This window comes from Krasilnikovia sp. MM14-A1004 (assembly GCF_047159485.1).
Lineage (GTDB): Bacteria > Actinomycetota > Actinomycetes > Mycobacteriales > Micromonosporaceae > Actinoplanes.
Genome location: NZ_AP038773.1, coordinates 7,018,137 through 7,041,204 on the forward strand (window position 1 = coordinate 7,018,137; position 23,068 = coordinate 7,041,204).

The 23,068-nt window shown below is 73.4% G+C and carries 17 protein-coding genes; 11 read left to right on the forward strand and 6 right to left on the reverse strand.

Going from position 1 to position 23,068, the window contains the following annotated elements:
* The 3 genes from ACMCNN_RS30745 to ACMCNN_RS30755 all read left to right on the forward strand — a co-directional run bounded on the left by ACMCNN_RS30745 (window position 1) and on the right by ACMCNN_RS30755 (window position 4,962).
* Window positions 1-240, forward strand: a complete 240-nt coding sequence (locus ACMCNN_RS30745; RefSeq protein WP_412743949.1) for a MoaD/ThiS family protein — start codon at window positions 1-3, stop codon at window positions 238-240.
* 5 nt (window positions 241-245) lie between these two features.
* Window positions 246-1,601: a metallophosphoesterase gene (locus ACMCNN_RS30750; protein WP_412747337.1), complete on the forward strand. Its 1,356-nt coding sequence runs from the start codon at window positions 246-248 to the stop codon at window positions 1,599-1,601.
* 181 nt (window positions 1,602-1,782) lie between these two features.
* Complete coding sequence (locus ACMCNN_RS30755; RefSeq protein ID WP_412743950.1) at window positions 1,783-4,962, forward strand: UvrD-helicase domain-containing protein; 3,180 nt, start codon at window positions 1,783-1,785, stop codon at window positions 4,960-4,962.
* 107 nt (window positions 4,963-5,069) lie between these two features.
* On the opposite strand, the gene ACMCNN_RS30760 is transcribed toward ACMCNN_RS30755, so the two are convergent.
* On the reverse strand, window positions 5,070-5,561 hold the full coding sequence (locus ACMCNN_RS30760) for a hypothetical protein (RefSeq protein ID WP_412743951.1): 492 nt from the start codon (window positions 5,559-5,561) through the stop codon (window positions 5,070-5,072).
* A gap of 400 nt (window positions 5,562-5,961) precedes the next feature.
* Here ACMCNN_RS30760 and ACMCNN_RS30765 point away from each other — a divergent pair, with 400 nt between their 5' ends.
* From ACMCNN_RS30765 to ACMCNN_RS30780, 4 genes are all read left to right on the forward strand, one after another.
* The gene (locus ACMCNN_RS30765) at window positions 5,962-6,633 is read left to right on the forward strand and encodes a hypothetical protein (protein WP_412743952.1); all 672 of its coding nucleotides are present in this window, start codon (window positions 5,962-5,964) and stop codon (window positions 6,631-6,633) included.
* A 101-nt stretch (window positions 6,634-6,734) separates the two neighbouring features.
* On the forward strand, window positions 6,735-7,940 hold the full coding sequence (locus tag ACMCNN_RS30770; RefSeq protein WP_412743953.1) for an AAA family ATPase: 1,206 nt from the start codon (window positions 6,735-6,737) through the stop codon (window positions 7,938-7,940).
* A gap of 28 nt (window positions 7,941-7,968) precedes the next feature.
* On the forward strand, window positions 7,969-8,523 hold the full coding sequence (locus tag ACMCNN_RS30775) for a DoxX family protein (protein ID WP_412743954.1): 555 nt from the start codon (window positions 7,969-7,971) through the stop codon (window positions 8,521-8,523).
* Between the two features lie 219 nt (window positions 8,524-8,742).
* Window positions 8,743-10,107 carry a glycosyltransferase 87 family protein gene (locus ACMCNN_RS30780; protein WP_412743955.1) on the forward strand — a complete coding sequence of 455 codons (1,365 nt, stop codon included), beginning with the start codon at window positions 8,743-8,745 and terminating at the stop codon, window positions 10,105-10,107.
* Here the strand turns inward: ACMCNN_RS30780 and ACMCNN_RS30785 are convergent.
* The 4 genes from ACMCNN_RS30785 to moaC all read right to left on the reverse strand — a co-directional run bounded on the left by ACMCNN_RS30785 (window position 10,104) and on the right by moaC (window position 12,947).
* Window positions 10,104-10,538 (reverse strand): molybdenum cofactor biosynthesis protein MoaE, encoded by a 435-nt coding sequence (locus ACMCNN_RS30785; protein WP_412743956.1) that lies wholly within the window; start codon window positions 10,536-10,538, stop codon window positions 10,104-10,106. The genes ACMCNN_RS30780 and ACMCNN_RS30785 overlap by 4 nt on opposite strands.
* Window positions 10,539-10,711: 173 nt before the next feature.
* Window positions 10,712-11,938 carry a molybdopterin molybdotransferase MoeA gene (locus ACMCNN_RS30790; protein WP_412743957.1) on the reverse strand — a complete coding sequence of 409 codons (1,227 nt, stop codon included), beginning with the start codon at window positions 11,936-11,938 and terminating at the stop codon, window positions 10,712-10,714.
* A gap of 26 nt (window positions 11,939-11,964) precedes the next feature.
* Window positions 11,965-12,483, reverse strand: coding sequence for a molybdenum cofactor biosynthesis protein B (locus tag ACMCNN_RS30795; RefSeq protein ID WP_412743958.1), 519 nt, complete (start codon window positions 12,481-12,483; stop codon window positions 11,965-11,967).
* Window positions 12,456-12,947 (reverse strand): cyclic pyranopterin monophosphate synthase MoaC, encoded by a 492-nt coding sequence (moaC, locus tag ACMCNN_RS30800; RefSeq protein ID WP_412743959.1) that lies wholly within the window; start codon window positions 12,945-12,947, stop codon window positions 12,456-12,458. Before moaC ends, ACMCNN_RS30795 begins: the two co-directional genes overlap by 28 nt.
* 533 nt (window positions 12,948-13,480) lie before the next feature.
* Here moaC and ACMCNN_RS30805 point away from each other — a divergent pair.
* From ACMCNN_RS30805 to ACMCNN_RS30815, 3 genes are read left to right on the forward strand one after another with little or no spacing between them, the layout of a single operon-like run.
* Window positions 13,481-16,009, forward strand: coding sequence for a putative bifunctional diguanylate cyclase/phosphodiesterase (locus ACMCNN_RS30805; RefSeq protein WP_412743960.1), 2,529 nt, complete (start codon window positions 13,481-13,483; stop codon window positions 16,007-16,009).
* The gene (locus ACMCNN_RS30810) at window positions 16,006-17,343 is read left to right on the forward strand and encodes a glycosyltransferase 87 family protein (protein WP_412743961.1); all 1,338 of its coding nucleotides are present in this window, start codon (window positions 16,006-16,008) and stop codon (window positions 17,341-17,343) included. The genes ACMCNN_RS30805 and ACMCNN_RS30810 overlap by 4 nt, the downstream gene beginning before the upstream one ends.
* A gap of 1 nt (window position 17,344) precedes the next feature.
* Entirely contained in the window at window positions 17,345-17,800 is a 456-nt protein-coding gene (locus ACMCNN_RS30815; RefSeq protein WP_412743962.1) for a zf-TFIIB domain-containing protein, read from the forward strand.
* Window positions 17,801-17,936: 136 nt separating this feature from the next.
* On the opposite strand, the gene dnaB is transcribed toward ACMCNN_RS30815, so the two are convergent.
* A complete protein-coding gene (gene dnaB / locus ACMCNN_RS30820) occupies window positions 17,937-19,394 on the reverse strand; it encodes a replicative DNA helicase (protein ID WP_412743963.1) in 1,458 nt (485 codons plus the stop codon).
* 626 nt (window positions 19,395-20,020) lie between these two features.
* Between dnaB and ACMCNN_RS30825 the strand changes: the two genes are divergently transcribed.
* Window positions 20,021-23,041 carry a hypothetical protein gene (locus ACMCNN_RS30825; RefSeq protein WP_412743964.1) on the forward strand — a complete coding sequence of 1,007 codons (3,021 nt, stop codon included), beginning with the start codon at window positions 20,021-20,023 and terminating at the stop codon, window positions 23,039-23,041.
* Window positions 23,042-23,068: the final 27 nt, after the last annotated feature.

A 23,068-nucleotide genomic window follows, 5' to 3' on the forward strand; every position in this document is an offset into this window, starting at 1 on the left:
GTGTTGACCGTCCGCTACTTCGCCGGGGCGCGCGCCGCGGCCGGGGTCAGCACCGAGAGCGTGCCCGCGGGTTCGCTCGACGACGTCGTCGACCTGCTCACCGTCCGCCACGGCGAGCGACTTGCGGTCGTGCTCAAGGCGGCCAGCTACCTGGTCGACGGACTGCAGTGCCACGACCGTGCGGCGGCGCTGCCGGCCGGGGTGACCGTGGACGTCCTGCCCCCGTTCGCGGGGGGCTGACCGTGATCGCCTTCCTCGCCCTGGTCCTCGCGGTCCTCGGGCTGATCCACCTGTACCTGTGGAAGCGACTCGTCCGTGACCCGTTGCGACCGGGCCCCGCCCGGCGGGCCGGCGGCGTCGTGATGATCCTGCTGGCCGCGCTCGCGCCGGTCACCCTCTTCCTGACCCGGGGCGGCAACGCCGAGTGGATCGGCTGGGTGGGGTACCTGTGGATCGCGCTGATGTTCTACCTGATCATCGTTCTCGCGGTGCTGGAGGTGCCGCGGCTGCTGATCGGTCTGTGGCTGCGCCGCCGGGCCGTGCCGGGGCCGTCGCCGAGCGAACCGGTCACGGTCGGTGCGTCGGATCCGCTCCGTGCCCGCACTGCCGAACGGTCGGAGACGAACGCTCCCGCCGCGATGACACAGACCGCCGCCCCCGGCGGATGCACGATCCCGCCGGGAGGCGCCCCCGAATCGGGTGACACCCCCGAACCTGCGGGCCGGCCGGGTGGCCCGCTGGACTCGGACGTCGGCGGGCCGGGTGAGCGCACCGGAATCGAGCGGCGGCTGCTGCTGGCGCGCGGTGCCGCGATCTTCGCGGGGCTCACCGCGACCGGCATCACCGGGTACGGCGTACACACCGCGCTCGGGCCGCCGCGCCTGGACCGGGTGCGGATCCCGCTGGCCAAGCTCCCCCGCAACCTGGACGGGACCCGGCTCGCCGTGGTCTCGGACATCCACCTCGGCCCGCTGAGCGCCTCGCACCACGTCGGCCGCATCGTCGCGATGATCAACTCGCTGGACGCGGACGTGGTCTGCATCGTCGGCGACCTCGTCGACGGCAGCGTCGCGGAGCTGGGCCGCTACGCCGAGCCGCTGGCACAGCTCAAGTCCCGGCAGGGCGCCTTCTTCGTGACCGGCAACCACGAGTACTACCGCCCGGACTACCAGGACTGGGTGGAAGAGGTCGCCCGGCTGGGCGTACGGCCGTTGCAGAACGAGCGCGTCGCCCTCGGCGGGCTGGACCTGGCCGGGGTCAACGACCTGGCCGGGTTGGAGTACGGCCAGGGTCCCGACTTCCGCGCCGCGCTCGGTGACCGGGACAAGTCCCGTCCCGTGGTGCTGCTGGCACACCAGCCGGTGCAGGTCCACGAGGCCGCGCAGTACGGCGTCGACCTGCAGTTGTCCGGCCACACCCACGGCGGCCAGCTGGCGCCGTTCAACCTGGTCGTCAAGGCCGCGGGCCAGCCGGTCGTCAGCGGCTACGGCGAGGTCGACGGCGTGCCGCTGTACGTTACCAACGGCGCGGGCTTCTGGGGGCCGCCGGTGCGGGTCGGCGCCCCGCCCCAGGTGACCCTCGTCGAGTTGCGTACCCCGTGACAGTGAATTCCGGGCGTTGCCCGACGCGGTCGGCGGCCGCGGCCGAGGATGCGTAGGTGACCGGCCCGCCCACCCGGCGCGTACTGCGCGGCGGTGCTGTCGGTGGTGCGCGCGCGCATCGAATGGGTCACTCCGCGCGTGGCGGCGCGCGCGTACAGGTGTGCCCGTGACAGGATGCGGCGTGCCCTCGTTCAGCGCAGGGTCCTCGGTCACCGCGGACACGTACGTCGCGGACCTGCACATTCACTCGAAGTACTCGCGCGCCTGCAGCCGTGACCTCACGCTGCCCAACCTCGCCTGGTGGGCACGCCGCAAGGGCATCGCCGTGCTCGGCACCGGCGATTTCACGCACCCGGCCTGGTTCGAGCACCTCCGGGAGAGCCTCGTTCCCGCCGGGGCGGGCCTGTTCCGGCTCACCGATGACCTGCGGGCGGGCGTCGAGCAGCGCCTGCCGGGAACGCTCCGGGACAGCCCCGAGGCGACGTTCATGCTCAGCGTCGAGATCTCGACGATCTACAAGCGGGACGACCGCACCCGCAAGGTGCACCACCTGATCTACATGCCCGATTTCGACTCGGCGGCGCGGTTCAACACCGCGCTCGGCCGGGTGGGCAACCTGACCGCGGACGGCCGCCCGATCCTGGGCCTGGACTCCCGTGACCTGCTGGAGATCACGCTGGAGGCCAGCCCGGACGCCTACCTGGTGCCCGCGCACATCTGGACCCCGTGGTTCTCCGCGCTCGGCTCGAAGTCCGGCTTCGACGCGATCGCGGACTGCTACGCCGACCTCGCCGAGCACATCACCGCCGTGGAGACCGGCCTGTCGTCGGACCCGGAGATGAACTGGCGGGTGTCCAGCCTGGACCGCTACCGCCTGGTGTCCAACTCGGACGCGCATTCCCCGGCCGCGCTGGCCCGCGAGGCGACCCTGTTCACCGGAAGCCCGGACTACTTCGCGATCAAGGACGGACACACCCTCGCGGGCACGATCGAGTTCTTCCCCGAGGAGGGCAAGTACCATGCGGACGGCCATCGCGCCTGCGCGGTGAACTGGGAGCCCGCGCGTACCCGGCAGGCCGGCGGCCGGTGCCCCGAGTGCGGCAAACCCCTGACCGTGGGCGTGCTGAGCCGGGTCGAGGACCTGGCCGACCGCCCGCCCGGCGCGGGCCGCCGCCCGCAACGGGTCGAACACCTCATCCAGCTGCACGAGATCCTCGGCGAGATCAGCGGGGTCGGCCCGAAGTCCAAGACGGTCGAGGCGCAGCTCAATCACCTCGTCGCCACGCTCGGCACCGAGCTGGGCATTCTGCGTACGGTGCCGCTGGACGCGATCGGGCAGGCGGGCGGCGAGCACCTTCGCGAGGCGATCGACCGGCTGCGCCGCGGCGCGGTCCGCCGGATCCCCGGCTACGACGGCGAGTACGGCGTGATCACCCTGTTCGAGCCGGGGGAGCTGCGCAACCGGGCGAGCGCACCGCAGGCGGAGACGCTGTTCGACGTGCCCGCCGCGGCGGCTGTCCCGCAGCAGCGCCGCTCCGAGCCACAGCTCGGAAAGGTGCCCACGCCGAAGGTCAGGGAGCCGCGCAAGGCGGTACCGGCGCCCGCACCGGCGCCGCCGCTGCCCCCGCCGCCGAGCCCGCACGAGCCGTTCGAGCCGATGCTGGCCGGGATGGAGGAGGTCGGCACCGGGCTGCTGGACCGGCTGGACGCCATGCAGCGGGTGGCCGCCTCCGCGCCCGGCGGGCCGCTGCTGATCGTGGCCGGTCCGGGCACGGGGAAGACCCGCACGTTGACGCACCGGATCGCGTACCTCTGTGCCGAGCTGGGGATCTTCCCGGAGCGCTGCCTGGCGATCACCTTCACCCGGCGCGCCGCCGAGGAGTTGCGGGTACGGCTGTCCGGACTGCTCGGTGACGCCGCCGAGGACATCACGGTCGGCACGTTCCACGCCGTCGGGCTGACCATCCTGACGGAGAACGCCAAGGCGGCCGGGCTGAGCCCGGGCTGGCGGATCGCGGACGACGGCGAGCGGGACGCGGTCCGGGAGCAGGCCGGCGACGACCCGGCCGCGTACGCGAAACTGCTGCGCCAACGGAACCTGGTCGACCTCGACGACCTGCTGTCGCTGCCGGTCGCGGTGCTGCGTGACGATCCGGCGCTGGTGGAGCAGTACCGCGACCGGTGGCGCTGGATCTTCGTGGACGAGTACCAGGACGTCGACGACGTGCAGTACGACCTGCTGCGCCTGCTCAGCCCCGCCGACGGCAACCTGTGCGCGATCGGCGACCCGGACCAGGCGATCTACTCGTTCCGCGGCGCCGACGTGGGGTATTTCCTGCGCTTCTCGCGGGACTTCACGGATGCCCGGCTGGTCCGGCTGACCCGCAACTACCGTTCGTCGGCGCCGATCCTGGCCGCGGCGGTGCAGGCGATCGCGCCGAGTTCGCTGGTGCGCGGGCGTCGGCTCGACCCGGCCCGGCTCGACCCCGAGGCACCGCTGGTGGGGCGGTACCGCGCGAGTTCCGCGGCCGACGAGGCCGACTTCGTGGTGCGTACGGTCGACGAGCTGGTGGGCGGGCTGTCGCACCGCTCGCTCGACTCCGGGCGGGTCGACGGGCGCGCTGTCGTGCCGGGCGCGGTGTCCTTCTCGGACATCGCGGTGCTGTACCGCACGGACGCCCAGTCGGGCGCGATCGTGGCGGCGCTCTCGCGCGCCGGGGTGCCCGCACAGAAAAGATCACACAACCGGCTGCGCGACCGCGCCGGAGTGCAGGTGCTGGCCCGCGAGCTGCGCCATGCGGGCGGCCCGGGCGGCTCGCTGGCGGCCCGCGTGAAGCTGACCGCCCAGGTCCTGGCCCAGCGGTACGCGGCGCCCACACTGGACGGCGAACAGCTCACCCCGGAGGACATCTGGTCGGCGGCGGACCTGCTCACGCCGCTGGCGCAGCGGATCGGCGACGACCTGCCCCGGCTGCTGCAGGAGATCGCCACGGGCGCCGAGGTGGACGCGCTGGATCCGCGCGCCGAGGCGGTGAACCTGCTGACCCTGCACGCGGCTAAGGGCCTGGAGTTCCCTGTCGTGTTCCTGGTGGGCTGCGAGGACGGGCTGCTGCCGCTGCGCTGGCCGGGTGCGGCGCCGGACGCCGACCAGACCGCGGAGGAGCGGCGGTTGTTCTTCGTGGGCCTGACCCGGGCGCAGGATCGTCTGTACGTCACGCACGCGGCCCGCCGGTTCCGCCACGGCAGCGAACGGGAGCAGACGCCGACGCCGTTCCTCGACGCGATCGACGCGGGACTGTTCGAGCGGATGGGGGACACCGTCCCGGCCCGGCCCCGCGACCGCCAGCTCCGGCTGCTGTAGCGACGCGGACGTCTGCGCAGCGCGGGCCACGGCGCGCGCTCTCGTCGGCACCGCGGCCCGGCCCGGCGCCAGCACCGGTCCGACCGATCCGGCGGTGGGCGCCCGCGTCACGCGACGACCGCGCCGAGGAGTGCTCCGGCCAGCAGCGCGGGGCCGAGAGGCAGCGCCGTTCCCCGGCGGGCCCGTCCGGTGACCAGCAGAAACACGGCCACGGGGCCGTTGAGCAGGTGGGGCGCCACCAGCCCGGCGGCGACCGCGGGCCACCCGAGGTAGCCGAGCGGAAAGGCGAGGACCGCGGCCAGCTTGACGTCGCCGAACCCCAGACCCTGCCCGGGCAGCATCGCCACGATCAGGTACGTCGCACCCGCGAGTCCCGCCGCGACGGCGCCCCGCGCCACCCGGCCTGGTTCCCCGCCGCCGACGGCCAGCAGGATCAGGGGCGGCCCGACGACCCCGGCCAGCGCACCGACGAGCGGGTCCGGCAGCCGCAGGCAGCGCAGATCCACCGCGGCCAGCAGCACGCCGAGCGGCACCGCCGACAACAGCACGGGCAGCACCGGCACGGCTCCCAGCGCGACGGCCAGCATCGCGGCGGCCACTCCGCCCGCTCCCACCACCACCAGGTCCGCCGGTCGCCCGCTGCACGGGCATGCGCTGCCGGCCCGGATCCACCCGCGCCGCCCGGTGGGGAAGGGGCGCCCGCACCGGGCGCACGCCGTGCGGGGCGCGGCCCCGAACGGGACGGCCAGCCGGTACGCCGTCCGGGGCAGGAAGGCGCTCGCGGCGGCGCCGTATCCTCCCGCGAGAATGACGATGGGTAGCGACACGACCGTGGACCGTATCGGTGGTGAACCCGGTTGGCGGGTCGGGTTGCCGACAGCGGTGTTTGTTCGTGCGGTTGTCGCCGGAATGATCCCTGGTCGGCGCGATTCCGGGACAGAACGCGGCGCCGCCGCACGCTACGGTTGCCTACAGCGAACGTGCGCCAGGAGGACCCCGATGACGCAGAACGGCCCGTACTCCGGGCGGCCGTGGCCGGCCGGCGGATCGCCGGGGTCCGACGAGCCGTACACGGAACCGGCCGACCCCTGGGGTGAGCACCCGACGGCCGCCGCGCCGGAGGGCGGTTGGGGTGCGCATCCGGTCTCCGGGCCGACCCCGACCGGGTCGTCGCCCGGTTATCCACAGCCGTACCCCCCGGCGCCGACCGGTGCCCCCGGTGGGTGGACGCCGCCGGTCGAGCCGCAGCCGCGCCGCCGCAACGGCCCGATCGTCGCCCTGGTGGTGGTGCTGGGCCTGTTGATCTGCGGCGGTCTCGCGACGACGGCGTGGCTGATCACGCGGGACACGGACAAGAAGAGTCAGTCCGGCGCGCTGGCGACGCCGAGCGCACCGACCACGGGCGGGGTGGAACCGCGCAGCAGCGAGGACGCCCGCTTCGTGACGAAGGGTCAGTGCGTCCGCAACGAGGGGACCACCGACTCGCCCATCATGAAGATCACCCCGTGCGCCTCCGGGACGTACGAGGTGCTCAAGCGGGTGGACGGGCGCACCTCGGGGGAGGACGACGCCAAGGTCAAGTGCAGCAAGGTCCCGCACTACACCAAGTGGTACTTCTACGACAGCGAGCTGGACAGCCTCGACTTCGTCCTCTGCCTGCGCGAACGGTAGGTCGTTCTAGCCGCTTCTAGCCCAGACGCTAGAAAACCTTAGAAGCGTGTCGAGTCCGGCTCTCTAGCAATTCGGCTAGACAGCCCGATACGGTGCTATCCGTGGATCCGGTACGGAATCCGTACGCGCCCGGCGCCGGGCAGCGACCCCCCGAGCTGGCCGGTCGCGGCCGGGAGCTGGACGCGTTCGAGGTCGTCCTCGAACGGGTAGCCCGGGCCCGCCCCGAACGTAGCCTCGTCCTGACCGGCCTGCGCGGAGTCGGCAAGACCGTCCTGCTCAACACGCTGCGCTCGGCCGCGATCGGTCGCCTCTGGGGCACCGGCAAGATCGAGGCACGTCCGGACCAGTCGCTGCGCCGCCCCCTGTCCGCGGCACTGCACATGGCGATCCGCGAACTCACCCCACACCACCGCAACCCGGACCGGGTGGACGAGGTGCTCGGCGTCCTGAAGGCGTTCGCGCTGCGGGCCAACGACTCCGGCGCGAAGCTGCGCGACCGGTGGGCGCCCGGCATCGACGTGCCGCCCGCGCGGGGCCGCGCCGATTCCGGCGACATCGAGATCGACCTGGTGGAGCTGTTCACCGACGCCGCCTCGCTGGCCACCGACGTGGGCACCGGCATCGCACTGTTCATCGACGAGATGCAGGACCTCGGTCCCGCCGACGTCTCCGCACTGTGCGCCGCCTGCCACGAGCTGTCCCAGCTCGGCGCCCCGCTGATCGTGGTCGGCGCCGGACTGCCGCACCTGCCCGCCGTGCTGTCCGCCGCCAAGTCGTACTCGGAACGGCTCTTCCGCTACCAGCGCATCGACCGACTGGACCGGATCGCGGCCGACCACGCGCTGTGCGCCCCGGCCGCCCGCGAAGACGTCGCGTACGAGCCGAAGGCACTGGACCTGCTCTACGAGAAATCCGGCGGGTACCCGTACTTCGTGCAGGCGTACGGAAAGGCGACCTGGGATCACGCGCCCACCTCGCCGATCACCGCCGCCGACGTCCGGGTGGCCGCGCCCGAGGCGGAGGCGGAACTGGCTGTCGGATTCTTCGGTTCGCGCTTCGAGCGGGCCACCCCGGCCGAACGGGAGTACATGCGCACCATGGCCGCACTCTCCGGCGAGGCGGCCGACGACATGGATGCCGCGGTGCCCACCGCCGACATCGCGGGGGCGCTGGGCCGGCGCCCGGCCAGCCTGTCACCGGCCCGCGACGCGCTCATCAAGAAGGGGCTGATCTACTCGGGCGGCCGCGGCACTGTCGCGTTCACCGTCCCGCACTTCGGCCGCTACCTCAGGACACAACCGGCATGATCGGCGCGCTGAGGGTATAACCAGCGGTATGAAGCCCGTACGCAGCGCAGCCCGCGCCATGCTCGGCGCCATCTTCATCACCAGTGGGATCCGCATCGCCCTCGACCCCGGCTCCCGGGTCGACATGGCCAAGAAGGTCACCGACCACGTCAGCCCGCTGATCGAGCGGGTGGACCCCCGGCTGCCCAGCGACGCGCAGAGCCTGGTCCGCATCAAGGCGGCCAGTGACGTGGTCGCGGGACTGCTGCTGGTCAGCGGCCGGCTCACCCGCCCGGCCGCGGTGGTGCTGGCCGCGGGCCTGATCCCCACCACCCTGGCCGGGCATCCCTTCTGGACGATGTCCGAGCCGGAGCGTGGCCAGCAGCGGGTGCATTTCCTCAAGAATCTCGGCCTGCTCGGCGGGCTGCTGCTGGCCGCCGCGGACACCCAGGGCCAGCCGGGCCTGCGGTACCGCACGTCGCATGCGGTCGACCGCTCACAACGTACGGTGCAGCGCTCCGTGCGCCGCGCGGTGCGGACCGCGAAACGGGAGGCGAAGATCGCGGCGGCATCGGCCACCGTCGCACGGCGACTGCCGCACTGAACAACCTCCCCGCCGCCCCCGGCGTTAAGCCATCGGGGGCCATCCGGGTGCACCGGGCCGCCCAGCTCGCGCCGCGTGCCGTGCCGGACCTGATCCGCGCCGCCTCTCGAGGTCCGAGCGGACCGGATAGCGAGAGCGACGGGGGGTCGCGCCATGCCGGCGATTGTGGAGCGTGCGCGCCGAACGGCGCGCACGCATCGGAGAACAGCGCGGCTCGCCGTGGCCGGGCTGGTATGCGCCGGCGTCGGCATCGCGGTCGCCGCCCTCACCCATCGGTACGGCCTGAGCGGCCTCGCGCTGGACCGCGCCGCCGTGCGCAGCTGGCTGGCCGGCGACGGCCTGTACGAGTACCGCGCGCCCGACAGCAACCTGGGCACCGCGATCCCCCCGCCCGCCGCGATCCTGCTGCTGCCCGCCGCGTGGCTGCCCACCGCGGTCGCCGGCCGGCTCCTGGCGCTCGCCGGGATCGGCACCCTCGCCCTGACGCTGTACGCCCTGGCCGGTCCGGTCGCCCGCCGGTACGGGCGGCCGCGCTGGCGCGCCGTACTGGCGGCGGTGGCCCTGGCCCTGCTGCTGGAACCGGTCCGGTCGGCGCTGGGCCTCGGCCACCTGGACGTGCTGGTCTTCGGCCTGATCGTGGCCGACGTGGTCGCGTTGCGCAGCAACGCCCGGGCGCGCAGCCGCGCCGCGTGGTGGCCCGGCCGCCCGCGTCCGCCCTCATCGCGCGGGGCAGGCCGGTCCAGTTCTCCGCCGGCCAGGGCGGGCGGGACCGCGGCCCGGCGGCGCTGGTGGGAGGGGGGTACCTGGGCCGGCGCGGGCATCGGCGTCGCGACCGCACTGAACCTGAGCCCGGTGCTGTTCATCGTGTATCTCGTCGGCACCCGCCAGTGGCGGGCCGCCTGCACCGCGGTGGCCACGGCGCTGACCCTCGGGGTGGGCGCTCTGCTGGCCGCTCCACAACAGAGCGCCGCGTGGCTCGACGAGGTGCTGGGCCGCCTCGACCGGCGGGGCGGGATGGCCTCGCCCGGCAACCAGTCACTGGCCGGTGTGCTGGCCCGGCTGTACGACTCGGCCACCACGCCGGTGCTGCTGTGGCTGTCGTTCGGGTTCCTGCTGATGGTCGTGGGCCTGCTGCGGGCCCGGTCCGCGCACGCCGACGGTGACGAGGTCGCGGCGTTCACCCTCGTGGGCCTCACCAGCGCGATCGTCGGCCCGGTCACCGGCACGTACGAGCTGATCTGGGTGGTTCCGGCGGTGCTGATCCTGGTGGACGCGGCCTTCCGGCAACGGGTCGGCGCCCGGCGGCCCTGGCCGGCACGCCCACCCGGATTCGCGGGCGGCGGGTACGCGGTCGCGGCCGTGCTCACGTACCTGCTGTTCGTCACCACTCCGATGTGGACGCTGATGCATGCGGGCGGGGTGGTCGGCACGCTCGGCGGCAACGCGTACGCGCTGGCGTTGATCCTGCTGATCAACGGACTTCCGGCGCGGGCGGGAGCGGCCCCCGCGTGTCCGGTCAACCGGTGGCGGGTGCGACCGTCCGAGGCACGGCGACGGCCGGCGACGACCGTGCTGCCGGGCTAGGGGCAGTTCACCCACTCGTCGGTGCCGTCGGTGAAGACCTGCCGTTTCCAGATCGGCAGGCGGGCCTTCACCTCATCGACCAGGCGCGCGCAGGCCGCGAACCCGGCCGCGCGGTGCGCCGTGCTGACCGCGGCCACGAGGGCGACGTCGCCGATGCGCAGGGTGCCGATGCGGTGGGACACGGCCACCGCGTACACGGCCGGGTCGGCGGCCACCTCGGCGGCCACCTCGCGCAGCACCGCCTCGGCGCTGGGGTGGCCCTCGTACTCCAGCAGGGTGACCCCACGGCCGTGGTCGTGGTCGCGGACCACCCCCTGGAATGAGACAACCGCCCCGGCCCGCGGGTCGGCGACGGCGCGCTCGTGCGCGGCCAGGTCCAGGTCGGTGTCGCTGACCGCGACACGAACAACCGACGGCTGCTCGACGGTCATGGCAGCGCCTCCTCAGCCATGCCCTCCCGGCCCTCGCTGCGCTCGGTGCAGTCGGTCATGGCAGCACCCCCTCAGCCATGCCCTCCCGGCCCTCGCTGCGCTCGGTGCAGTCGGTCATGGCAGCGCCTCCTCAGCCATGCCCTCCCGGCCCTCGCTGCGCTCGGTGCAGTCGGTCATGGCCGTTCCCCCGGGTAGAGCGGCAGGGGCAGGAACGGCACGCGGTCGCCGGCGGCGGCCCGGGTGCCCGGCCGGACCACCACGAAACCGTGTGCCCGGGCCAGGCCGCGCAGCATCGCGGAGCCGACGTGGCCGACCGGGGTGGCCGTGCCCCGGTGCGGGTCGAGGGCGGCCAGCGCCAGATGCGTGAAGCTGCCCCGGCCGGGGACGGCGGCACCGGCGGTGACGTGCGGCAGCTCGGGAAGCTCCCGGCCGTGCAGCCCGGCCAGCAGCGGGGCTGCAAGCGACACCAGGGCGATCACCGCGGACTGCGGATTGCCGGGGAGCCCGGCGACGAACCGGGCCCGCCCGTCCGGGTCGGTCACGCGGGCCAGCAGCATCGGGAAGCCGGGGCGGACGGCGACCGTGTTCACCACGTACTCGGCGCCGAGTGCGGCCAGGGCCGGATGCAGGTGGTCGACCGGCCCGTGCATCGTGCCGCCGGTGGTGCAGACGAGGTCGGCATGGGCGAGGGCGTGGCGCAGCGCGTCGACGTGCGCGTCGAGGGTGTCGCGGACCGGGCCGGTCACGTCGGCCGGGCCGACGTCGGCGCCGTAGCGGCGCAGCCAGCCGGGCACTTGCGGACCGAGCGAGTCGCGCACCCGGCCCGCGCCGGGCACGCCGCCGGTGAGCAGCTCATCACCGAAGATCAGTACGGCCGCGCGCGGCGCCCGGCGCACCGTCAGGGTCTCGTGGCCGCAGGTGGCGGCGAGCCCCACCACGGCCGGGTCCACCACCGTCCCGGCGCTGAGCAGTTGCTCGTCGCGGGTCGCCTCCTCGCCGGGCAGCCGCCACTCGGGCGCGCTGCGTGGGGTGCCGGTGACCAGGCCGTCGGCGTCGCGGGCGGACTCCTCGACGCGCAGCAGGGCGGCCGCGCCGGACGGGACCATCGCGCCGGTGGCGATCTCGACGCAGGTGCCGTCCTCGGTCAGCGGGGCCGGAGTGTGCCCGGCGAGCACCCGGCCGACAGGGCGCCAGGGTGCGGGGCCGCGCAGCGCCCATCCGTCGATGCTGGAGGTGGGGAACGCGGGCAGGTCGGTGAGCGCGCACAGCGGCTCGGCGAGGGTACGCCCGTCGGCCTCGGCCAGCGGCACCCGCTCACCCGGCCCGGCCGCCGCGCGACCCGCCTCGTACGCGCTGCCGCGCGCCTTGTCCCAGTCGACCGGGGTGCCTTCAGCGCTCACTGGATCAGCCTATCCGCGCGGGTCGTTCACGCGCGGTCGTGGTCGCCGCCGCGCAGCTGCTGCACGGTGTGCACCAGCAGCGGGCCGAGTACGGCGAGCCCGTCGCGCGCCCCGCCGGTGGAACCGGGCAGGTTGACGATCAGGGTGTGCCCGGCCACCCCGGCCAGCCCGCGGGACAGGGCCGCCGCGGGGACCTTGTCCCGCCCGTACGCGCGCAGCGCCTCCGCGATGCCAGGGATCTCGAAGTCGAGCAGCTTCCGGGTCGCCTCGGGGGTCCGGTCGGTGGGGGTGACCCCGGTGCCGCCACTGGTCAGCACGACGTCCACGCCGTCGGTGACGGCGGCGCGCAGCGCCTCGGTGACGGGCTCGCCGTCGGGCACCACCACGGGGACCGGCTCGACGTCGCAGCCGAGGTCGCGCAGCCCGGCGACCAGGAGCGGGCCGCTGGTGTCGGCGTACACGCCGGCCGCGGCACGGTTGGAGGCGACCACCACCCGGGCGCGGATGCCGGGGGAGGTCACGGGCGGTCCCCGGGGCGTACCCATTCGCCGGTCTTGCCGCCCTCCTTGCGCAGGACCCGGACGGCCGACAGGCTCGCGGCCGGGTCCACGGCCTTGACCATGTCGATCAGGGCGAGCCCGGCGGTGGCGACTGCGGTCAGCGCCTCCATCTCCACGCCGGTGCGCTCGGCGGTCTTCGTGGTCGCGACGATCTCGACGCCGGCGTCGGTCACCTGCAGGTCGACCGTCACCCCGTGCAACCCGATCGGGTGACACAGCGGGATGAGTTCGGGGGTGCGCTTGGCTCCCATGATCCCGGCGAGGCGGGCCACGGCCAGGGCGTCCCCTTTGGGCAGGCCGTCGCCGCGGAGCAGGGCGACCACCTCGGCGGTGGTGTCGATCCGGCCGGCGGCCACGGCGCGCCGGGCCGTGACGGCCTTGGCGGAGACATCCACCATGCGCGCCGCACCGGTGTGGTCGACGTGGGTAAGCAGGGATTCGTCGGGCATACCGGGAGCTTATAGAACGGCGCCCGACCGGGGGTTAGCGCGATCGCCCCCGGCACAGCACAATTTCTCCACGACAAATTTCGGAGATTTCCCGCTGCTCAGCGGCCGTGCGTTCGTTGATAATCAGAGCCCGCCAGATCGCAATTGTCAAAACTTTCGGGGTTGACAAACGGTATGTCCGGTAATCGGATTACTCCGATTTGCCTGGTTCCGGGATTGCGGTCGGTTCGCGGCCGAATGCGAGCCGTGAGGGCCGTCTCTCACGATTCTCGTGTTCTGCGCATAACGGCACGAATCACTACCAAAACCGCGCGTTCCCGCATAACGTTCCTCCAGTCGCGACACGAACCGGTACGTAGGGGGTTCAGGGGCCCGCGAAGCCCCTGACGGACGGTAAGGGAGACGGCCATGCGTGGCAGCAACGAATGGGGCTGACCGACCGTGCGGCGGCACGCACGCACAGATACGCTGAGGTCTAGCCATGAGTGCCCACAGTGCCCGGTATCCGATGTGCTCGGTTATCAGGGAGTCGGATGCGATCCGCGAAGAGTCTTGACGACGACGTGACCGATCGACAGCTACGGCTGTTCGTCGGTCTCGTCGTCGTGTTGGCGATGTTCGCCTCGGTGGTCGACGCGACCGTGCCGATGCGGCAGCTTCCCGATTGGACCTGCGCCGTTTTCCTGGTCGCGATCTGCGCCGCCACCGTGCTCGCCCACCGGCTGCGGGTGCACGTCCGCGTTCGCTCCAATTCCGAGGGCGTCGCGTGGGCCGAGGTGCCGGTCCTCATCGGTCTGGCCCTCGCGTCCCTGCCATGGGTCGCCCTCGCGGCCGTGGCGGGCGCCCTCATCGACAAGATGCTGCTCCGGCTGCCGCCGCGAAAGATCGTCTTCGCCGCGGCCAAGGAGGTACTGACCGTCACCGCCGCCGGCCTCGTCCTGCTGGCCTTCGGCGTGGCGCACGACGGCGGCCGCCCCCACTTCAACCCGCTGGCGATCACCCTCGCCTTCTGCGCCATGGTGGTCGTCGACGACCTGGTGTTCCTCCCGCTGATGGCGATCGTGCAGCGGGCCTCGATCATCCGGGTCGCCCGGGCGAACCTCGACGTCAAACTCGTCGGGCACGTCTTCCAGCTCGCCGCGGTCCTGTGGGTGGTGGCGGTCCTGGCCTACCGCGGCGATCCGCTCCTCCTGCTGCTCGTTCCGCTGGTGATCACCTGCGTGCACCTGTGGCACTCGCGGCGGGTGCGCACCCGCGTCGAGCGCGAGTCCTGGCAGCGGCTGTCCCGCACCATCGACGCCCTCAACGTCCCCGACCTCACCGAGGTGCTGCACCTGGCCTCCACGCGGGCCGCACAGATCTTCTCCGCCGACGACGTGGAGATCGACTTCGCGGACGGCAACGGCGGCCGGGTCGTGCGCGGCGTGGAACGCGGCGTCACCTTCGACGGCCCCGCACCGAACAGGTCCGCACTGGACGGAAACCTGATCACGGCCGAACTGAAGACCACCGACGGCAGCTACCGGGCGGGCGAACTGCGGCTGCGCTTCCGCGACCGGGTCAAGTTCACCGAATTCGAGCAGTACAAGCTGCGCACCTTCGCCTCGGCCCTGTGCACCGCCATCCGCAACGCGCAGGCGTACGCCGAACTCGCCCGGATCTCCGCCGAGAACGCCCACGCCGCCACCCACGACCCGCTCACCGGCCTCCCCAACCGCCGCAAACTGTACGAACGCGCGACCGCGAGCATCGCGGACGGCGCCGGCGACGGCCTCCTCGCCCTGCTGCTCATCGACCTGAACCACTTCAAAGAGGTCAACGACACGCTCGGGCACGCGGCCGGTGACGCCGTCCTGCGCGAGGTCGGCCACCGCCTGCAGGACGCCGCCCACCCCGGTGACCTCGTGGCCCGCCTCGGCGGCGACGAGTTCGCGATCCTGCTCACCGGGCTGCCCGCCCCCGCCATGGCCGCACACCGGGCCGAGTCGATGCTGGCCGAGCTCGACCGCACGATCGAGGTCGACGGCATGCAGCTCACCGTCGAAGCGGCCGGGGGCATCGCCCTGGCCCCCGGCACCGGCGGGGTCGAGGAGCTGATGCGCCGCGCCGACGTGGCGATGTACCAGGCCAAACGCTCGGGTCGGCGCACCGCCACGTACGCGCACGCCCGCGACACCGCGGACCTCGGCCGGCTGATGCTCGGCGGCGAACTGCGCCGTGCCGTCGAGGAGCAGCAGTTCGTGGTCGACTTCCAGCCGATCGTGGACCTGGGCACCGGCGAAGTGATCTCCGCGGAGGCACTGGCCCGGTGGCACCATCCGCAGCACGGCAACCTCACCCCGCTGGACTTCCTGGAGACCGTCGAACGCTCCGGGCAGCTCGCGGCGTTCGCGGACGCCGTACTCGATCAGTCGCTCGCCGCGTTCGGCGCCTGGCGGGAAGCGGGCTTCGACCTGCCCGTGGCGGTCAACGTGTCCCCCCGCAGCCTGCTCGACCCGCAGTTCCCGGCGGCCGTCCTGGCCCGGCTGCACAACCGCGCCGTGCCCGCCGACCGGCTCGTCCTCGAACTCGCCGAAACCCTCACCCTCAGCCAGCTCGAAGTCGTCGAACGCGCGCTGAGCGAATTGCGCGACGCGGGCGTACGGCTGGCCCTCGACGACTTCGGCAGCGGGGTCTCGTCCCTGGCGGTGCTGTCCCGCATCGCGGTGCACGAGCTGAAGATCGACCGCGAGTTCGTACTGGCCGTGGAGACCTCACCCGAGGCAGCCGCGGTCATCCGGTCCACCGTGGACCTGGCCCGCAGCCTCCAGCTCACCGTCGTCGCCGAGGGCGTCGAGAGCGAACCGCAGCGGCACGCCCTGTTCCGGCTGGGCTGCGTCGCCGGGCAGGGCCACCTGTTCGCCCGGCCCATGGGTGCCGGGCGACTGCTGGCGGCGCTGCGGCGCGGCTCCGGCGGCCGCCCCGGGGTGCTGGCCGAAGCGCTGCACGAGACCGGTGCCGTGGTACGCCTGCCCCGCCGCAGGGCACACGGCAGATCGTCTCTGCCACACTTGCCCGCGTGATCTCCGCCGCCGGCCGACTGCTGACGCGCGTCGACCGGGCTGCCGGCGGCCTCGCCGGCGACCTCACCCTGTACGCGGTGTCCGCCGTGTTCGCCCTGGTCACCGCGCTGACCTCCACCCTGCTCCCGCACCGGGGCTGGGGCGCGATCGCGGTGTGGGCGTATCTGGTCGCCGCCGCAGTCGTGACCGGCCAGCTCCTGGTCCGGCGTACCGGCGGCCGCCGGCACGTGAGCGCTGCCGGAGTCGACCGACCCGCTGCCGGCCCGCTGCCCACCGCCGGGACCGGGACCGCCTGGACCGGACGCGCCCCGCTGACCTGGCTCGTCTGGGCCGGGGCGGCGCTGCTGCCGCTGATCGTCGAAGCGGTGCAGCGCGCGGGCGGGCGTACCGACCGGGCGCAGGAGGAGGTGCTGGTCGTCGAGCAGATGGGGCGGCGGCTCCTGGAGAGCGGGACACCGTACCTGGGGCGGGACGCCATCGCGGCGCTGCCGGAGGGGGAGCGGCTGCTCGGATACGCGCCGTACCAGCCGGGCATGGCCGTGTTCGGGCTGCCGCGGGCCGCGCTGGGTGACGCCTGGTGGACCGACGCCCGGGTGTGGTTCGCGGCGGTCACCGCGGCTGCCCTGATCACCGCGGTCGCCCTGCTGCGGCAGGCGGACCCGGCCGCACGGGTACGCGCGACCCAGTTCGCGACCGTCCTGCCGATCTGCGCCCTCACCCTGGCCACCGGCGGCGACGACCTGCCCGTACTCGCGCTGTGCCTGCTGGCCCTGGCCTGCTGCGCGACCGGCCGGTTCGGCGCGGCGGGCCTCGCGGTCGGGGTGGCCGCCTCGGCCAAGCTGTTCGCGCTGCCCGTAGCGGCCGTACTCGTGGTGTTCGCCCTGGCCGCCCGGCGCGGCCGCCACCTGCTGCCCGGCGCGGTCGGCCTGCCGCTGCTGGCGTTGCTGCCCGCGCTGCTGGTCGACGCGGACGCGCTGACCGAGAACGTGCTGCGCTTCCCGCTCGGGCACGGCCTCGTGCACAGCCCCGCGCAGTCCCCCTTCCCCGGCCAGCTAATCACCAGCGTCCTGCCCGGCGGCCGCTTCGTCGCGGCGGCGCTGCTCGGCGCGGCCGGGCTCACGATCGCCGTGCTGCTGTTGCGCCGTCCGCCGCGCACGGCCGCGACCGCGGCCCTTTTCTGCGGGTACGGCCTCCTGGCCGCGATCCTGCTCATGCCGACCACCCGGTTCGGGTACCTGCTGTACCCGCTGGCGCTGCTGGCCTGGGCACCGGCACTCAGGAAGTACACAGCCACAACGGCACTCCGCGATGACGCGGCCTTGTACCGTGTGTGAGATGCAGATGACCTGTCCGAAGTGTCACGGTGAGATGCGGCAGTACGAGCGCAGCGGCGTCACGATCGACCAGTGCACCGAATGCCGCGGCATCTTCCTCGACCGCGGCGAGCTGGAGAAGCTGTTCGAGGCCGAGGCCAACTGGAACAGCCGTCAGGCGTCCTCCCGGCCCCAGCAGCCAGGCCCGTCGCAGCACGCGCCGCAGCCCGGTGCGTACGCCCCGCCGCCGCCCCCGCCCGCCCACGGCGGTTACGCTCCGCCGCCCGCGCCCGGTCACCACGGTGGCGGCTACGCCCCGCCGCCCCCGCCGGCTCCCTACGGTGCTCCGGCCGCGCACGGGTATCCGCCTGCGGCTCCCGTCTACGGGCATCACGGCCACTACCGCCACCACGGGCATTACCGGCACCACGGCCACTACCGGCGGCGCAAGAGCTTCCTGAACGAACTGTTCGACTGATCGTCCGCTGACCCGTGCCCCGCTGATCGGCCGGAACATCACCGGGGTCGCTTGTCCGACAGGTGACCCCGGCAGTCGGCAGGGCACGTTTCCCGCGGCTGGTGGAAGCGGCGCGGCGCTCCACGATGGAGTGCCGTCAGACGATCGCCATATCGACGAAGCGGGAGAGGTGGAGCTGCGCGGCAACGGTCACGGTATCGGTGGGACCATTTCTGTGCTTCGCGACGATAAAGTCGGCCTCCCCGGCGCGCGGCGACTCCTTGTCGTAGTAGTCGTCGCGGTGCAGAAGAATGACAACGTCGGCGTCCTGCTCAATTGATCCACTTTCCCGCAGATCGGACAATTGAGGCCGCTTGTCGGTACGTTGCTCCGGGCCACGGTTCAGCTGGCTCACCGCGATCACCGGGCATTCGACCTCCTTGGCCAGCAGCTTGAGGCCCCGCGAGAGGTCCGCGACCTCCTGCTGGCGGCTCTCTGTGCGCTTCGGGGAGGTCATGAGCTGCAGATAGTCGACGACGATGAGCTTGAGGTCATGGCGCTGCTTGAGCCGCCGGGCCTTGGCCCGGATCTCCATCAGATTCATGCTCGGGGTGTCGTCGACGAAGATCGGGGCTTCGCTGATCTCACCCATGCGGCGGGCCAGCTTCGTCCAGTCGTCGTCGGAGAGCTGGCCGGAGCGCAAGACGTGCAGGGGCACCCGCGCCTCGGCGGACAGCAGCCGCATCACGATCTCGATCTTGCTCATTTCCAGCGAGAAGATGGCGCTGGCGCAGTTGGCCCGGATCGCGGCGTTACGGGCGAAATCCATCGAAGCCGTTGACTTGCCCAAACCAGGGCGGCCCGCGACGATGATCAACTGACCGGGATGCAGGCCGTTGAGCAGCCGATCCAGGTCGGAGAACCCGGTGGGCACCCCGGTCATCATCCCGTTGGTGGCGCCGACCGCCTCGATCTCGTCCAGGGTCGGCTGGAGCATGTCGGCGAGGATCGCGAAGTCCTCGCTGACCCGGCGCTCGGTGACGTCGTACACCGCCTGCTGGGCCAGGTCGACGATGTCGTCGACGTCGCGCCCGCCCATGCCACCGGTGCCGTACCCGAGCTGGACGATCTTCGTGCCCGCCTCGACGAGGCGGCGCAGCACGGCCCGCTCGGAGACGATCCGGGCGTAGTAGGACGCGTTGGCGGCCGTCGGCACGCTCTCGATCAGCGTGTGCAGATACGGCACCCCGCCGACGCGCTGCAGGTCGCCCGAGTCGGCCAGGGCGGCGGCGACGGTGATGCCGTCGGCGGGCTCGCCCCGACCGTACAGATCAAGAATGGTGTCGAAGACCGTGGCATGCACGGGCCGGTAGAAGTCGTGGGCCTTGAGAATCTCGACGACGTCGGCGATCGCGTCCTTGGACAGCAGCATGCCGCCGAGCACGCTCTGCTCGGCCGCGATGTCCTGGGGCGGTGACTTGTCGAAGCCGCCGCTCGGCGCGGTGTCGCGGGGCGGACCGCCGCCGCCCGGAGGGCCGGCGTCCGCGCCGGCCGAGGAGCGACCGCCGGGTGGGGACGGGCGGGAGTCCGGCCGCGCATCGTCGGTGACCGACACCACGGACCTCCCCCAGCTCGCCGTTTGCGCCGTCGTGATCGAACACCCAGGGTCTGACAATTTCCGGCTGCCCGGCCCGGCTGTTCCGGGGAATTCTCCACGGGCGGCCGGGCACGGCGCGGTAACCATACGGACCCACGTGCCGTCGGCCCAAGCCGCGCGGTGGACGGCCCTCGGGACAACTTGTGGACAGGCCGACCCTCCCTGTGCGCGGGCCTGTGCACAGCCTGTGTACAACGGTTGGGGATGCGGTCCCGGCAGGTCTCTGACGTGCGATTTCGCCGTCCCCATGGTGTGGAGAGGAAAAAGGTGGGTGGGACCTGCCCGGCTCGCCGAGCCGGTCCGGCCGGGCCATGGAACCGGCCATGAGCTGGGGCGCGAGGCTCCTTGGTGAGATGCCGGAAGGGAAATGACTGCCTTGCGTGACCAAGCCGTCGCGTCAGGGCGTTGCGGTTCGGCCGCGCGGACGTCACCCTTTTGTCGTGGACCAACGGGAGTGGGACTACGGCGCCCGCCTGCCGCGAGACAGGCGCGCGGCGGAGTCGTCGGCTCCCACCACCGGTCCAGATAATCCCGAATCAGATGATACGTCCCCGAAATGGGGGTCTGTCACCGACACCGGCAGCATGGAGCCGATCCCCGAGGCCGTCGCCTGGTCGCGCCGCGCCGACCAGTGGGCGCAGCAGGCGAACCTGCCCGCGACCACGACCGACCAGAACGGGCAGTGGCAGTCGGTGAGCCGCTGGTCCGAGGTGGTACCGACGACCCGTTCCGGCTATCCCGCGGACGGCGTCGGCTGGCGTACAGAGACGGCCGAGTGGCAGGCCACCACCGAGACCGCGCGCTGGCGGCAGACGACGGAGTGGCGTTCCAGCTCGGGCACCCACGGCTGGCGTTCCACCACCGAGGCGTGGCAGACCGGCAGTGCGGGTGCGGAGAACCTTCCGCCGCAGGTCGCACCCCCGGCCACCGGACAGCGGGCGATTTCCAGTACGGCGTGGCAGTCCCCGGACGACCCGGCCGCCGGCCAGGACTCCCGGCCGCCTGCGGCCGACAACGGCGCGTCAGCCGGAGCCGCGCCGAATCCGCCATGGCAGCAGGGCGGCGACGCCCGCCCGGCCTGGCAGCAGTTCACGACACCCTCGCCGCCCTGGCAGCCCGGAGCGACCGCGCCGTGGCAGCAGCCGGCCACGCCCCCGCGCTGGGAACAGGGCACCACGGGCGCCGGCACCGCGCCCTGGGAACAGGCCGGCCCGGCCGTCCCGCCGTGGGAGCAGAGCGCCGCGAGCACACCACCGTGGCAGCAGGGCACCAGCCCGCCGACGCCGAGCACACCGGCCTGGCAGCAGCTCGTCGAGCCCGGTCCGTCGTGGCAACAGCCGCGCGAGGACCCGCCCGCGCGCGAGGAACCGCGTTACGGCGCTTCCGCGCGCGACCCGGAGAGTACAGCGAGCTGGCAGCGCGCCGAGCCGACGCCGAGCTGGCAGGATCCCGCGACCGCTCCCGGCTGGTCCGCGCCCGCGGAACCGACGGCGTCGCCGGGCTCCTGGTCCGCTCCCGCACCCTACGATTCCGGTCGCCACCTGGTACGCGACGACGACCGGGAACGCTGGCGGCGGGAATCCGTCGCGGGCGCCGCCGGCCTGGCCGACCAGCCGAACCGCCGCCGCACTCCGGAGGGTGGCACGGGCTGGTCGACCCGTTCGGAGTCGGACAACTGGGCCGGGCACGCCGATACCGGCACGATGCCCGCGTTCACCGATCCGAGCCAGTCGACGTCGCGCGGTTGGCGCGCCGACCCGGAACAGCCCGGCTCACGCGGCTGGGGCACACCTCCGGACCAGTGGGGCACGGATCCGGAGCAGTCCAGCTCGCGCATGCGTCGCCCCGAGCCGGAACAGCCGCAGCCGCGTAGCCGGCGGGCCGCACCCGAGCCGGAGTCGGCGAGCTGGCGTGCCGACCTGGCTACGCCGGACCGCAACTTCGAGGACGACGACTGGCGCCGCGACCCCGACACCGGCCAGTGGAGCCGATTCGAGGACGACGAGGACCCCGGGGAACGGCGCGACAGGGAGCCGCGCCAGGAACGTCCGCGCCGCGACCCCGGACCGGCATCCGATCCGTGGGCGGAGAGCGCCGCCGAAACCAGCGTCATCCCGCTGCCCTGGCAGGATCCGCGCGGCGACGGCCGGCGGGCCGCTCCGGACGCGACCGAGCTGCCGACCCGTCGCCGCGGGTACGACGCGGACCGCGGTCAGCGCGGCGGTCCACGCGGATACGAGCCCGAGATTCCGGGCGGATACCAGGCCGGACTTCCGAACGGCCAACTCGGGTCCGCGGCCGATCTACCGACCCGCCGACGTGGATACGAGGCCGACGGACTGGCCGGTGGGCGCGGTTCCGAGCCGGAGCCGGACGCTCGTCCCGGCTGGCGCGACGAGACTCGCCGGGGCACTCGCGCGGGCGAATGGCGCGACGAGTCAGCGCGTACCGGCCGCGCCGGGGAGTGGCGCGACGAGCCTGGCCGCGAGGCGCGTACCGGCGAATGGCGCGACGTACCCCGCCGCGAGGACGGCGCCGCGGGCAACTGGCGCGACGAGCCGCGCCGCGGCGGGCGGCGCCGGGCCGGCGATGACGACGACGATGACGACTGGCGGGCGGCCGACAACGGCGACACCGACCCACCGCGGGACGGCGATGCGCCGCTGGACCCCGAGGCCTGGCGCCGCGATTCCGAGCCACGGCCGGAGCGCGACAACTGGCGAATGACCCGCCTGGAGGACGCACCGACCCAGGCGTGGCGGCAGGAACTGCAGGCGGAGCTGCGCGCGGAGCAGCGGCCCACGCCCGGCGAGGCCGCCACCGAGATCCGTGCGCTGAACCCGGGCACCACCGGCAGCCGGGACCAGCCGGGTCCGGGCACCGCGAGCTACCGCGAGGGGAACACCGGCGACTGGCGGCGCGAGCTGGCGGCGCAGGGTGGCCTGACCGACGGCGGGTCGCGGCGCGACGGCGACTTCACCCAGTTCCGCTCCTCGTCGCCGCCCGGTCCCACGGCCGGCAAGGCGTCGGTGCCGGTGGCGCGCCCTGCCGCAGCCCGGCCGGCGGGTGGCGAGGCGGGAACGGCCGCGCGCGCCGAGGTGCGCGAGCCGATGCTGGTGGGCGCCCGGTCGGGTGGCCGTTGGCAGGATCCGCCGGACACCCAGTGGCCGCCACGTCCCGCGACCGGGTACGAGAGTGCGGCGACCGGCTCGTACGAGCGCCGTGCCGTCGGCGGCCTGGCGGCCGTGTCGGAGCGTCGGCAGACGAACCTGCTGGAGCCCGATGAGGACGAACTCGACGAGGACACCGGCGGCCCGCTGGCCGCGGTGGGCTACACCGTCATCTGGTACGGCGTCCCTGTCGTGTTGTTCGTCCTCGCCATGCTGGTGCTCAACGGCGCCCAGCAGGCGCACGCCCTCGGCACGCTGGCCAAGGCCGCTCCGCAGTTCGCGTTGTCGCTGGTGCTGAGCATCGCCGTGGCCGTCGGCCTGCGCCGGGCCAGCGGCACGTGGAAAGCCGCCAGCGTCGGCCTGGCCGCGGCGGTGGTGGGCGGCGGTATCGCCACGGTGCTGACCTCCGCGATCACCGGCAATTCCCTGAGCTGACGCCGCCGCTACTCCCGCGCACGACGC